At 67.0% G+C, this 12,616-nt stretch carries 16 protein-coding genes; 12 read left to right on the plus strand and 4 right to left on the minus strand.

The features are described from left to right. The first annotated feature begins 123 nt into the window (after positions 1 to 123). From QRN25_RS00980 to QRN25_RS01005, 6 genes are all read left to right on the plus strand, one after another. Positions 124 to 699 carry a NifU family protein gene (locus tag QRN25_RS00980; RefSeq protein ID WP_036523735.1) on the plus strand — a complete coding sequence of 192 codons (576 nt, stop codon included), beginning with the start codon at positions 124 to 126 and terminating at the stop codon, positions 697 to 699. Between the two features lie 34 nt (positions 700 to 733). Then, the gene (tsaB, locus tag QRN25_RS00985; protein WP_285016906.1) at positions 734 to 1,363 is read left to right on the plus strand and encodes a tRNA (adenosine(37)-N6)-threonylcarbamoyltransferase complex dimerization subunit type 1 TsaB; all 630 of its coding nucleotides are present in this window, start codon (positions 734 to 736) and stop codon (positions 1,361 to 1,363) included. Further along, positions 1,360 to 1,818: a GNAT family N-acetyltransferase gene (locus QRN25_RS00990; protein ID WP_271184759.1), complete on the plus strand. Its 459-nt coding sequence runs from the start codon at positions 1,360 to 1,362 to the stop codon at positions 1,816 to 1,818. Before tsaB ends, QRN25_RS00990 begins: the two co-directional genes overlap by 4 nt. A 166-nt stretch (positions 1,819 to 1,984) precedes the next feature. Beyond that, positions 1,985 to 2,431, plus strand: coding sequence for a Ros/MucR family transcriptional regulator (locus QRN25_RS00995; protein ID WP_271184758.1), 447 nt, complete (start codon positions 1,985 to 1,987; stop codon positions 2,429 to 2,431). A gap of 191 nt (positions 2,432 to 2,622) precedes the next feature. Then, entirely contained in the window at positions 2,623 to 3,066 is a 444-nt protein-coding gene (locus tag QRN25_RS01000; protein ID WP_008830356.1) for a Fur family transcriptional regulator, read from the plus strand. 16 nt (positions 3,067 to 3,082) lie between these two features. Then, positions 3,083 to 3,835: a lysophospholipid acyltransferase family protein gene (locus QRN25_RS01005; protein ID WP_285016908.1), complete on the plus strand. Its 753-nt coding sequence runs from the start codon at positions 3,083 to 3,085 to the stop codon at positions 3,833 to 3,835. 130 nt (positions 3,836 to 3,965) lie between these two features. Here the strand turns inward: QRN25_RS01005 and QRN25_RS01010 are convergent, their stop codons facing one another. Next, on the minus strand, positions 3,966 to 4,625 hold the full coding sequence (locus QRN25_RS01010; RefSeq protein ID WP_285016910.1) for a hypothetical protein: 660 nt from the start codon (positions 4,623 to 4,625) through the stop codon (positions 3,966 to 3,968). A gap of 68 nt (positions 4,626 to 4,693) precedes the next feature. On the opposite strand from QRN25_RS01010, the gene ispH reads away from it, so the two are divergent. The 4 genes from ispH to QRN25_RS01030 all read left to right on the plus strand — a co-directional run bounded on the left by ispH (position 4,694) and on the right by QRN25_RS01030 (position 8,333). Further along, positions 4,694 to 5,668 (plus strand): 4-hydroxy-3-methylbut-2-enyl diphosphate reductase, encoded by a 975-nt coding sequence (gene ispH, locus QRN25_RS01015; protein ID WP_285016912.1) that lies wholly within the window; start codon positions 4,694 to 4,696, stop codon positions 5,666 to 5,668. A 3-nt stretch (positions 5,669 to 5,671) separates the two neighbouring features. Beyond that, positions 5,672 to 6,658, plus strand: a complete 987-nt coding sequence (gene thrB / locus QRN25_RS01020) for a homoserine kinase (protein WP_285016913.1) — start codon at positions 5,672 to 5,674, stop codon at positions 6,656 to 6,658. Further along, positions 6,655 to 7,089, plus strand: coding sequence for a ribonuclease HI (gene rnhA, locus QRN25_RS01025; RefSeq protein ID WP_285016915.1), 435 nt, complete (start codon positions 6,655 to 6,657; stop codon positions 7,087 to 7,089). The genes thrB and rnhA overlap by 4 nt, the downstream gene beginning before the upstream one ends. 140 nt (positions 7,090 to 7,229) lie before the next feature. Beyond that, positions 7,230 to 8,333 (plus strand): FUSC family protein, encoded by a 1,104-nt coding sequence (locus QRN25_RS01030; protein ID WP_285016917.1) that lies wholly within the window; start codon positions 7,230 to 7,232, stop codon positions 8,331 to 8,333. 3 nt (positions 8,334 to 8,336) lie between these two features. Here QRN25_RS01030 and QRN25_RS01035 read toward each other — a convergent pair whose 3' ends face one another. The 3 genes from QRN25_RS01035 to QRN25_RS01045 all read right to left on the minus strand — a co-directional run bounded on the left by QRN25_RS01035 (position 8,337) and on the right by QRN25_RS01045 (position 10,659). Then, complete coding sequence (locus QRN25_RS01035; protein ID WP_232494084.1) at positions 8,337 to 8,519, minus strand: YegP family protein; 183 nt, start codon at positions 8,517 to 8,519, stop codon at positions 8,337 to 8,339. 83 nt (positions 8,520 to 8,602) lie between these two features. Continuing rightward, positions 8,603 to 9,688, minus strand: coding sequence for an NAD(P)/FAD-dependent oxidoreductase (locus QRN25_RS01040; protein WP_285016920.1), 1,086 nt, complete (start codon positions 9,686 to 9,688; stop codon positions 8,603 to 8,605). Positions 9,689 to 9,693: 5 nt separating this feature from the next. Beyond that, entirely contained in the window at positions 9,694 to 10,659 is a 966-nt protein-coding gene (locus tag QRN25_RS01045; protein WP_285016921.1) for an alpha/beta hydrolase, read from the minus strand. Between the two features lie 97 nt (positions 10,660 to 10,756). Between QRN25_RS01045 and QRN25_RS01050 the strand changes: the two genes are divergently transcribed. Together QRN25_RS01050 and cpaB are read left to right on the plus strand one after the other, a co-directional pair. Beyond that, on the plus strand, positions 10,757 to 11,467 hold the full coding sequence (locus QRN25_RS01050) for an A24 family peptidase (protein WP_285016922.1): 711 nt from the start codon (positions 10,757 to 10,759) through the stop codon (positions 11,465 to 11,467). Between the two features lie 102 nt (positions 11,468 to 11,569). Then, positions 11,570 to 12,580 carry a Flp pilus assembly protein CpaB gene (cpaB, locus tag QRN25_RS01055; RefSeq protein WP_285016924.1) on the plus strand — a complete coding sequence of 337 codons (1,011 nt, stop codon included), beginning with the start codon at positions 11,570 to 11,572 and terminating at the stop codon, positions 12,578 to 12,580. The last annotated feature ends 36 nt before the right edge of the window (positions 12,581 to 12,616 follow it).

Below are 12,616 nucleotides of genomic sequence, written 5' to 3' on the forward strand. Positions count from 1 at the left end.
AGGTATAGGGAGGCCTCTCCTTAAGGGCCAGTGAATAGCGCCGTCATTTCGCCGCTCGTTTCGCCGCTTTCATGGCCCTTGCGCCCTTGACCCTTCCGACACTTCACCTAAATCGCAATCATCATGTTCATAGAAACCGAAGCAACGCCCAACCCCTCGACGCTCAAGTTCCTGCCGGGCCGGCAGGTCATGACTTCGGGCACGCGCGAATTCCTTTCGCCCGAGGATGCGGAAACCTCGCCGCTGGCACAGGCGCTGTTCGACCTCGGTGACGTGGTCAGCGTGTTCTTCGGCGGCAGCTTCATCGCGGTTACGGCGGCGCCCGGCGTCGAGTGGCCCTCGCTGCGCCCGCAGGTGGTCGCGATTCTGCTCGACCATTTCGTTTCGGAAGCCCCTCTGTTCACCGGCGGCGACGCCAGCGGTTTCTCGGTGCCGGCCGAGGACGAGGATTATGGCGACGACCCGGCCGACGCCGACATCGTCGCCCAGATCAAGGACCTGATCGAAAGCCGCGTGCGCCCGGCCGTCGCCAACGATGGCGGCGACATCATTTACCGCGGTTTCCGCGAAGGCGTCGTCTACCTCTCGATGCAGGGCGCCTGCTCGGGCTGTCCGTCCTCATCGGCGACGCTCAAGCATGGCATCGAAAGCCTGCTCAAGCACTACGTCCCCGAAGTCAGCGAAGTCCGCGCGGCCTGAACGGCGCGATGACGACGCGGCGCGGGATATTCGCGTGACGGCCGCCTCCACCCTGGTGATCGACAGCGCGACCGACGCCTGTTCGGTCGCGCTCTTCTCGGGCGATACCCTCGTCGCGGGTGAATATCGCCTGCTCGGGCGCGGCCATGCCGAGGCGCTGGTGCCGATGATCGCCGCCTTGCCCGGCAAGGGTCGCGCGAACCGCATCGCCGTCGCGCTCGGCCCCGGCAGCTTCACCGGCGTGCGCGTCGGCCTCGCCACCGCTCGCGCACTCGCGTTGGCATGGGGAGCGAGCACAGTCGGCTACCCCACGCTGGCCCTCGTCGCAGCCATGGCCCGCGGCAGCGAAGGGAACCGGCCGCTTGCCGTCGCCACCTCGGGCGGGCACGGCGAATGGTTCGTCGAGAGCTTCGCCGCCGACGGCACCGGCACACACGCCCTCGCCTCGCTGCGCCCTGATGCCGCCGCCGCTTTGGTGACCGAAGAACTCGTTGTCGGCAGCCAGGCGCAGGCACTGATCGCGGCGCGAGGCTCCGGGCGGGCATTGCCCCTGCTTCCCGACGCGCGCGCTTTTCTGCTCCTGCCCGAGACGGCGCTGCTGACGGAGACTCATCCGCTCTACGGACGCGGGCCCGATGCCAAGTTGCCTGCGGGGGCGGCATGATCGACGATATCGACCGGATCATGGCGGTCATGACCGCATCGTTCGACCCGGTCTACGGCGAAGCGTGGAATCGCCGCCAAGTCGAGGACGCGCTGAAGTTCGGGAACTGCCATTACGAAGTCTTGTGTGCTCAAGGTCACACACCGGACGAAAGCGAATCGGCTGCGGGTTTTTTCTTGTCGCGCACCGGATTTGAAGAAGAAGAACTTCTGCTCCTTGCCGTTACCCCCGAAAGTCGTGGGCAAGGACTTGGGCGTGCACTTCTCCAAAACCTTCGCATCGGTGCTATCAGTCGCGGCGCGCATCGGCTGCTTCTGGAAATGAGAAGAGGTAATCCCGCCGAAACACTTTACAGAAATTTCGGCTTTTACCCAATTGGCGAAAGACGCGAATACTATCGCACCCCAAGCGGTCAGCGGCTCGACGCTGTTACATTTGCCTGCGACATCGGTTGAAATAGGGCCGAAGCGACCCTTTTCATTCAGAAATCGATTAATGCAAGTCACGTGCAACTTTGAATCGAACTTGCACTCGTCGTGAAAATCGTTCATTGCGTCGCACAGGAGACCTGCAAAGGTTTGCCGTATGAATAACTTGGTCGCACCAAAGGACGTAGAAGAAATGGAAACCATCCAGACCGACCTGAACGAGACGCTGATCACGCTCGCGTCGGACATCGTCGCCGCGCACGTCAGCAACAACAGCGTCTCGGTCGAAGATCTTCCCACTCTTATCACCAACGTCTACGGTGCCCTCGCCGGCCTCGGCGGCGCCCCGGTGGTCGAGGAAGAGAAGCCCGAGCCCGCCGTTTCGATCCGCGCCTCGGTCAAGCCCGACTATATCGTGTGCCTTGAAGACGGCAAGAAGCTCAAGATGCTCAAGCGCCACCTCATGACGCACTACAACATGACCCCGGAAGACTACCGCGCGCGCTGGAACCTGCCCGCCGATTATCCGATGGTCGCCCCCAACTATGCCGAAAAGCGCCGCGAACTGGCGAAGAAGATCGGCTTGGGCCGCAAGTCGAACGTGCGTCGCGGCCGCAAGCCCAAGACCGCCGCAGCCTGACGTTTTCCAGGCGGTCACCCGAGGCCTGACCTCCGACGCACCCGCACTCGCGTTACGGAAATTCGATTTTCCGGGGACAAAGGGTGCGATCGATTGCCAGGGCCCGGTAACCGACCGTCCAACTCGGTTGTGATTGCAGGCGCATCGCCTTATCTAGGCGGTGCGCCTTCTTCTTTACTTACAGGTCCACCGTGAACCAACCCATCGACATCGAAGCCCTCTGCGCCGAGCGTGGCCTGCGCATCACCGAACAGCGTCGCGTGATCGCCAAGGTCCTTTCGGAAAGCACCGACCACCCCGACGTCGAAAAGCTGCACGAACGTGCGACCGCGATCGACCCCGGCATCTCGATCGCCACGGTCTACCGCACCGTGCGCCTGTTCGAAGAGGCAGGCATCCTCGATCGCCACGACTTCGGCGACGGCCGCGCCCGCTATGAAGCCGCGCCCGAGGCCCACCACGATCACATGATCGACGTCGAGAGCGGCCAGGTCATCGAATTCGTCGATCCCGAGTTGGAAGCCCTGCAGCGCCAGATCGCCGAGCGCCTGGGCTACCGCCTCGTCGACCATCGCATGGAACTCTACGGCGTCCGCCTCGACCGCGAGGATGGCGAGACCACTCCGCGCCGCTGATCCCATGACTACCGCCATGCCCCTCGCCGACCGCCGTATCGCGGCCTGGGGCTGGCCGCTGATCGCGCTGCGCCTCGCCGCCATGCTGGCATTGCTGGTGGCGAGCGTGGCGCTTTACTATGCCTTCGCGCCGTTCACTGCGCGCAACCCTGTCCCGCGCCGGTTCCTTCGCGGGGTGGGCGCCATCGCCGGCCTGCGCGTGCAGGTTCGCGGCGCCCAGCCGGCCCGGCGCACCTTCTTCCTCGCCAATCACGTCAGCTGGCTGGACATCCTCGCCATCGCCGGGCGCACCGGCAGCGCCTTCGTCGCCCATGACGGCCTCGCGCAGATCGGCCCGCTGCGCTGGCTGTGCGAAATGAACGACACCGTCTTCGTCGCCCGACACGAACGCCGCAGTGTCTCCGCTCAAATCGAGCAGGTTCGCGCCGCGCTGAGCGATACCGGCGCACTGACGATCTTCCCCGAAGGCACGACTTCGGACGGAACCGGCACGCTGGCATTCAAGTCCTCGCTGCTGTCCGCGATCGAGGGCGATTCGGATATTCCCGTCCAGCCGGTGTGGCTCGACTACGGCGTGGAAACCCGCGCGGTGGCCTGGGTGGGCGAAGAGCCGGGGCTCGATAATGCTCTCGCCATTCTGGCGCGCTGGCGGCCGGTGGACCTGACGCTTAACTTCCTGCCACCGCTCTCATCCGAGGATCGCACCGACCGCAAGCGCATGGCTGCGGCCGCACGGACAGCGATAGAAACGGCGCGGTCGGGGTCGTAAACGATCCATCGCCATAAGTGCATCATTTGCAAGCGAAGCGAAGCAACCCAGGACGGCGTGGCGCTGCCATGGGTTGCTTCGCTTCGCTTGCAATGACGAAACAGGCGGGGCACACGCCCCAGCCACACCCTCAACGCGTCGCGTTGTAGGCCAGCTGGCCTTCGTCGAGCTGGAAGCCGACCAGCACTTCGAACGAAGCGCGGGCGACCGCAGCCTTGACCTCGGGCTCGGACAGCGGATCGACGGCAGCGTCGGTGTCGCCGGCCTTGCGCTTGCGGGTGATGCGGTCGCGAATCTCGTCGGGCAGCGTCGCGGCGGCGCGGTCGATGAAGGCGTTGGTGCTGACGTTCGCCTGTGCGCGGGCCTGCCCGTCCGCGAAGTTGAGCGTCACGTTGCCCACGCGCTTGGAGATTACCGAGCTGCCGCCCTGCAGCACGCTCACGAAGAACGGCAGGGTCACCTGACGCGCGCCCGCAGTGTCGGTGCGGCGGCCGAGAACCTGGAAAGTCACCGTCGACGTCACCTTCTCGCCCACGGCTTCGTCGCACTGTGCGCGCACCTGGGTCATCGCAGCCGTGACATCGATCGCGTCGGCGGTCTTGGCGGGGCCGCGGAAGAGCGTCATGTCGCCGGTGTAGTCGGGAATGCCGACCGCCGGGCACTTCGAGCGCACGGCGGTGATGCCGACGCCCTGATCGACCACGATCTCGCCCTTGGTCTTGCACCCGCTCAGCGCGGTCATCGCGGCGGCGGAGCACAGGACAGTAGCGGTCAGGCGGCGTGCATTCATCGTGAACTTCCTCGAATGGCGTGCGCTTGCCCTAGCGAGGCGCGCGGCAAAGCGCTAGGGGGACGAACATGAACGCGCCCTTTCAGTCCACGACGGCGAGTGCCGCCGACAGCCCGATCCGCCTCCTGATCGCCGCCCCGCGCGGCTTCTGCGCCGGGGTAGACCGCGCCATCGAGATCGTCGAGCGTGCGATCGAGCTTTACGGCGCGCCCGTCTACGTGCGCCACGAGATCGTCCATAACAAGTTCGTGGTCGACAGCCTCAAGGCAAAAGGCGCCGTTTTCGTCGAGGAACTGGACGAAGTCCCGGACGGCGTGCCGGTGATCTTCAGCGCTCACGGCGTGCCCAAGTCGGTCCCGGCAGCCGCCAGTGCGCGCGGGTTGGAATGGCTCGACGCCACCTGCCCGCTGGTCAGCAAAGTCCACCGCCAGGCCGAGCGGCAGATCGAGGCCGGGCGCCACATCCTGTTCATCGGCCACGCCGGGCACCCGGAGGTCATCGGCACTTTCGGCCAGGTCCCCGAAGGCAACATGACGCTGGTGGAGACTGTCGAGGACGTCGCCGCGCTGGAATTCGCGCCCGGCACCGAGCTTTCCTACCTCTCGCAGACGACGCTTTCGGTCGACGACACCCACGCCATCATCAAGGCGATCGAGGCGCGCTTCCCGCAAGTCGTCGCGCCCAAGGCCGAGGACATCTGCTACGCCACCTCCAACCGGCAGGCGGCGGTCAAGCAGATCGCGCCGCAGTGCGAACTTGTGATCGTGATCGGCTCGCCCAAGAGCAGCAACTCCCTGCGCCTCGTCGAAGTCGCCGAGCGTTGGGGCACGCCTGCACACATGATCCAGCGCGCGACCGAGATCGATCCGGCATGGCTGGAAGGCATCGCCACCGTCGGCCTCACCGCAGGGGCTTCCGCGCCCGAGGAACTGGTCAACGAAGTGATCGCCCGCATCAAGGAGTTGCGCACCGTCGCGGCCGAGGAAATCGTCACCGAACGCGAGCACATGACCTTCAAGCTCCCCCGCCAGCTGGCCCGCTGAACCATGGCAGTCTACACAAGGCTCGGCGCCGAAGAGATGGCCGGGATCATCGCCGCGTTCGACGTCGGCACGCTGACGTCCGCCAAGGGCATCGCTGAGGGCGTCTCGAACAGCAACTGGCTGATCGAGACCGAGCAGGCCGGAACCGCGCGCCGCTTCATCCTGACGATGTTCGAGAGCCGCACCGAGATCGCGGATCTGCCGTTCTTCCTCGATCTGCTCGATCACCTCGCCGCGCACGGCGCGCCCGTCGCCCGCACCATGCACGACTGCGAGGGCGCCAGCCACCGCCTGCACCGCACGCCCGAGGGCGACAAGGCGCTCGCGCTGATCGAGTTCCTGCCCGGCGTTTCGGTCTCCGAGCCAACGCCCGAGCAGGCCCGTGCGGTCGGCGGAGCGCTCGCGCAGATCCATCTGGCGGCGGCGGACTTCCCCGCATCGCGCGAGAACTCGCTGGCGCTCCCGGCCTGGCAGCAACTGCTCAAGGATTGCGGGCGCGAGGCGCTTGAATCGATCCACCCTGAACTTGGCCGAATCGTCGAGCGCGAACTGGCGCTGCTGGCCGCCGAGTGGCCCGCCGATCTGCCGCGCGGCGTGATCCATGCCGACCTGTTTCCCGACAACGTCCTGATGCTCGGCGACAAGGTTACAGGACTCATCGACTTCTACTTCGCCTGCACCGACCTGTTCGCTTACGATGTCGCGGTGACACACGCGGCATGGTGCTTCAGTTCCGACGGCGCCCGGTTCGACCCGGCGCTCTCCCGCGCTCTCCTCGAGGGCTATGTCGCGGTGCGCCCGCTCAGCGGGGCCGAGTGCGCGGCGCTGCCGCTGCTGGCGCGGGGAGCAGCGATGCGCTTCCTGGCGACACGGGCCTACGACTGGCTCAATACGCCTGCCGATGCGCTCGTGACGCCCAAGGACCCGATGGCCTTCGCCCGGCGTCTGGATTTCTACGCGAACCCGGAAAATGCGGGAGTATTCGCATGAAGCAGGTCGAGATCTTCACCGACGGCGCCTGCAAGGGCAATCCCGGCCCTGGCGGCTGGGGCGTGCTGCTGCGCATGGGTCCGCACGAGAAGGAGATGTCGGGCGGCGAGCCCGACACCACCAACAACCGCATGGAGATGACGGCCGCGATCAAGGGCCTGAGCGCCCTGATCGAGCCTTGCGACGTCACCCTCTTCACCGACAGCAAGTACGTCATCGACGGGATCACCAAGTGGGTCCACGGCTGGAAGAAGAAGGGCTGGATCAACGCGAGCAAGCAGCCGGTCCGCAATGCCGACTTGTGGCACGATCTGATCGAGGCCGCCGGTCGCCACAAGGTCGAATGGCAATGGGTGCGCGGCCACAGCGGCCATGCCGAGAACGAGCGCGTCGACAAGCTGGCGAGCGACGCGGCGAAGGCGGCGGTTTAACGCAAAGCGAAGGCCCATCCCCGGCCCATCCCGCTTGCGGGAGGGGAGGCATGAACTTGCCCTCCCGCTTGCGGGAGGGTCGCGAGATTTGGCGATTTATCGCCTAGTCGCAGCGGGGTGGGTTTTCTAAGGTCACCGCGATGCTCTCTCTTCCCCCGATCCTGAAGACCGAAATCCGCGCGCTCGTCACCCCCGGCCCGCGCATGGCGGACGAGTGGGCCTGCGTCGCCTCCGTATTGCTGGCGATCGTCATCGCCCGTGCCATCGGCGCGGAGATGGTGTCATGGGCAGCTTTCAGCGCCTTCGTCCTACTCAAGAGCGACGTGGCGGAGACGCTCGTGCGCGGGGTGATGCGGATCGTCGGCACGGCGATAGGCTCGGGCCTTGCACTGCTGGTGGTGCCTTATGCGGCCCATTCCCTGCCCCTGACGATGATCGCAGCCGAACTGGTCGGCGCGATCGGTCTCTACGGGATGTTGACGGCGCGGCGCGCTTACGCCTGGCTGCTGTTCGGCCTGACCTTCGAGATGATCCTGTTCGACAAGATCGAGCGGCCGGACCTCGACACTATCCACTTCGCCCAGACGCGCCTGCTGGAAGTCGTCGCGGGCACGGTCGCCTGCACGTTGGTCAGCCTGGCTGCGGGCGCATTGACGGGCAAGCGCTGGTGGATGGATCGCAAGGCCCCGCCGGAACGGATGCGCTGGCACCCTCACGCGGCGCGCCATGCCTCGCAGGCGGGGCTTGCGATCGCGATGCTGCCCCTGCTTCATGCGCTTTTCGACCTGCCCGAGCTACCGCAGGCAGCAGTGACGATCATGGCGGTGATGATCGTGCCGGTCGCCGGGATCGGCGCCAGCGGCTTCGTCCCCGTATCCCGGCGGCTGTTCCAGCGCGCGCTCGGATGTATCGCGGGCGGCGGGCTGGCGCTGGTCGTGCTGCTTCTGGCGCAAGGAAGCGCACCGGTGCTCATCGCCGGCACCTGCCTCGGCATTGTCATCGGCCGTCATATCGAGAACGGTCTGCCCAAGGTCACTTACCTTGGCCTGCAGTTCACGCTGGCGGTGCTGGTCGTGCTGGTGCCCGACAGCTATGAGCATGCCGCTGCCGGCCCCGCTGCGCAGCGCCTGCTGAGCGTGTTCGTCGGCATGGCGGTACTGGAACCGGTGCTGCTCGCCTGGCACTTCGTCGCGCCGGGGCGCAAGGTGCCACAAGGCTCCCCGGACGCCCCGAACGCGGAATGATGCTCAGTCGGTGGTCGTATCGACCACTTCGGCAGCCGGGCCGTTCTTCTTGAGCGATTCGATCGCGCTTTTCGCGCTGGCCTTGCTGGAATAGCCTTCGGTCCAGAACATGGTCTCGGAGTTATAGCAGAAGTACGCGACGAACTCTCCGGCCTTGTTCTTCCGGATTTCGAAACGGTGGGCCATTTGCGACTCTCCATGCGGGTGTCATTTCCCAGCCGCAGATGAGCAATTTGCGCGCATGGACGCAAGCGCCGCGAAGGTCGAACTCAGCCGAAGCGACCCGGCGCGAACGGAGCCGGATCGACCTCGCCCGGCGCCTCGCCCATCAGCAGCCGCGCGCCCAGATCGGCGGCGGCGGGCGCAGTCTGGATGCCAAACCCGCCCTGCCCGGCGAACCAGAAGAAAGCACCGTCACCGGGCGCGAAGCCGTAGACCGGCAGGCGATCCGGCGCGAACGAGCGCAGGCCCGCCCAGCGATGCTCCACCCGCTCGACTGCCCAGTCGACGACATGCTCGAAGCGGTCGACCGCGAGAGCCACGTCGATCTCCTCGGGCGCGGCGTCGCACGGCGCACTCGGCGTCTCGTCATGCGGGCTGAGCCAGAGGCGGCCGCTCTCGGGCTTGAAGTAGAACGTCTCCGCCACGTCGAGGACCAGCGGCAGGTCGTCAGGCACATCGGCGGCGACGGCGACTTGCGCGATCGTGCGGCGATAGGGCGCGATGCCGAGCGGGGCGATCCCCGCCAGCCGCGCCACACCGTCCGCCCAGGCTCCGGCCGCGTTCACCAGCACGCCCGCCTGCACCTGCCGCCCGTCCGCGAGCGTCAGCGCCCAGCCATCGGCGTTGCGCTGCGCCGCCGTCAGTCCGGCGCGGCTCTGCAACTCAACACCTGCGCGGCGAGCCGCAGCAAGGTAGTGCTGATGAAGAGAGGCCACGTCGATGTCGCACGTGCTCGGCTCCAGTGCGCCGCAGATCCATTCGGAGCGCAGGCCGGGCACGCGGGCGACGATCTCCGCACGGCTCAGCAGGTGCATTTCCACCCCTGCGGCACGGTAGCGCTCTGCGAAAAGTTCGACTTCCCGTTCCTGCCCGGCCCGGCCGAGCGTCAGCGCGCCGCGCGGGGTCAGGACGCCGAGTTCGCGCAGGGCCGGCCCGGAGGCGGTGGTCAGCGGCTGGACGCCGGGGCCACCGTAACTCTCGGTCCAGAACGCGGCGGAGCGGCCGGTGGCGTGGTAGCCGGGGCGCTCCTCGGCCTCCAGCATGAGCAACCTTGCGCGCGTGCCGATGGCCGCGGCCAGAGATGCCCCGGCCATGCCGGCCCCGACGACGACGATATCGAACGCTGCTTCCATCGCGGTCAGCCCCTAGCGGGGGCACGGCGATCGAGAAAGTCCCTGATGGCATCGAGCGCACGAGTGCGCACCGGATCGACTTCGCGCAGGATTTCGTGGCGGCACTCGGACCCGAAGGCCACGAGTTCACCATGCGGCAAGCGCGCGGCCGCGCGGCGGATCGCGCGCCAGGAGACGAGGCCGTCGATGCTGGTGCCCAGAAGCAGCACCGGCATCTCCACCGCCTCCAGCACGCCGGGGCGTTCCAGCGAACGGATCGAGGCTAGCGCGCGTTCTATCCAGCCCCAGCTGGCCGCGCCCATGCCGATGACGGGGCGCTTGCGGCGCCACCAGTCCTCGTCATCGTAGCGGCTCTCGTCGTGAGTGAGCAGCAGGCTGCGGGCCTTCGGCTGGGCGCCGGGCTTCTCGCCGCCTTTCCATGCCGGGCGGCGCGGATCGCCGAGCCGCACGATGCCCCGCGCGACCCGGTGCAGCACGCCTGCCGGAATCCACGTCGGGTGGATGCCCAGCATCGGTGCGGAGAGCACCAGCGCGTCGGGCCGCACGACGCCTTCGGCCACCGCGCGCAGCACGATCTGCCCGCCCATCGAATGCGCAACGGCAATGTGCGGTCCCGGCGTCGAGGCGGCCCAGTCGGCATAGAGCGCGGCGTAATCCTTCACCCAGAGCGCGAAGTCGGGCACGTGGCCCGTCGCCGCATCGCGGCCGAGGCGGCCCGAACCCGCCTGCCCGCGCCAGTCGGCCGAAGTAACGTTCCAGCCCTCGCGGTGCCAGCCGTCGAGGGTTTCCAGCCATTTCTCGTAAGCGTCGCCGCGCCCGGGCATGAACAGGATCGAGCCGCGCCTGCCGCCCTGCCAGTCGATCCGGCGCAGCAGGTGGCCATCGGGCAAGGCCCAGCGCGATTCGCGGGCTTCGGCGGGAATCGCCCGGCGCGCGGGGGACTTGACGAGACTTTCGACGGCGGAGGTCACTATGATGGGAAGCCCCGGTTCGTGATCGATATGTCGTGGTTACTATTTGGTAGCGGTTGCCGAGGTAGAGCGCTCTCGATCCGATAGGATGAAAAGCATGACGGGCGCTGTATTTTCCTACGCACTGCTGGCCGCATTGGCAACGGCGCTGCTTGTCGCGGCGTTCACCGATTTGCGCGCTCGGCACATCGACAACTGGCTGAACCTGGGCATCGCGCTCGCCGCGCCGCTGTGGTGGCTGGCGATGGGGCTCGGCCCTTTCGACATCGGCGTGCAGATCGGGCTGGCGGCGGCGACGTTCGCGGTGGCCTGCGTGCTTTTCGCCATCGGCCAGATGGGCGGCGGCGACGTCAAGCTGCTGACCGCGCTGGCGCTGTGGTTCTCGCCTGCCGCGTTCCTGCAACTGGTCGTGCTGATGGCGGTGCTGGGCGGAGGCGCCTCGCTGGCGATGGCCGCGTTCAACATGACGCCGGGGCGCAAGGAAGCCTTGCGCGATGCCCTCGCCGGGCTCGTTGCCTTCGCCTGGGTGTGGTGCGCAGGCGCCATCGTCTTCGCCATCGCGACGCATCGCCCGGTGGTGCAGCCCGCAACCATGGAAGCCATCGCCGGGGTCTTGCCGGGCCTTTGGGCGATCCCCCTCGCTGTGCTGGTGGTGCTCGGCCTGTTCCTCTTCGGGATGCGCCACATCATGCGTCGCCAGAAGTCGCGAATCGAAGTGCCGTACGGCATCGCCATCGCCGCCGCATCGCTGTGGGTGATGGGTTCGCAGACGCTCAGCGCCGCGCATTCCGCCGGAATCGCAGGCTGAAGCTAACGCGGTTTACGCAAGCAACGGGGTGAACCCGTTCTTAACCAATTTACCTCATAAGTCCGAACAGTTCGGGGATTTTGCTAAGGGGCTTTCCAAGCCATGGACAGGAAGAAAGTGGTGCTGCTCGCGGTTGCGCTGCTCGTCGCAGCCTTCACCGCATTTGCTGCGAGGACGATGTTCGCAGGCGGGGGCGCGCCGCAGGCCGGAGCCGTTCCGGCTGCCGACCAGAATGGCCCCAAGGTGCTGGTCGCCCAGCGCGCGCTGCCGGTGGGCACGATCATCACCGCCGATTCGGTCTCCTTCCAGAGCTGGCCGGACAACCTCGTCCAGGACGCCTATTACGTCGATGGCAAGGCCGACATGACCAAGCTGCTCGGCACCGTCGTGCGCTTTCCGATCACGGCCGGCCAGCCGCTGACGCAAGGAGCGCTCGTTGCGCCGGGCGACCGCGGGTTCCTGGCTGCCGCACTCGGACCGGGCATGCGCGCCGTCACCATCTCGGTCTCGGCCGACACCGGCGTCGGCGGCTTCGTCTTCCCGGGCGACCGCATCGACCTCGTCCTCACGCAGGACGTGAAGGGCGAAGGCGACTCGCTGCGCACCGCCGAGACGATCCTGCGCAACCTGCGGGTCCTCGCGACGGACCAGGCGACCGCCAGCACCGTCGAGGATGGCAAGACGGTCGTGCAGGGCTTCCGCACCGTCACCCTCGAAGTGACCCCGCGCATCGCCGAGAAGGTCGCCGTCGCGCAGACCATCGGCACGCTCAGCCTGTCGCTGCGCGCGATCTCCGACAACCAGGGCGAATTCGACCGCATCCTCGCCAGCGGCGACGTGAAGTTGCCCGAGGGTGCGACCCGCGAGCAGGAAGAGAAGTTCATGAGCCAGGCCATGAACCGCCCGATGGACGGCGCCACCACCTACGTCACGGGCGCCGACGTCTCGCGCTTCCAGCGTTCGAGCCGCCCGGCACAGGGCGGCGGCGCTCCGGCCCCGGCCGCTCCCGCCGTCGGTGCCGCGCCGCAGGTGGCCGCAGCGCCGGTCCATGTTGGCCCCGTGGTCCGCGTAACTCGCGGCAAGGAAACCACCGTAGAACCGGTGGGCAAGTAACGATGACCGCCTCCACGTACCGTCCGTCACCCTTTG

Origin of the sequence: Novosphingobium sp. fls2-241-R2A-195, from assembly GCF_030209485.1 — a bacterium.
Lineage (GTDB): Bacteria > Pseudomonadota > Alphaproteobacteria > Sphingomonadales > Sphingomonadaceae > Novosphingobium > Novosphingobium resinovorum.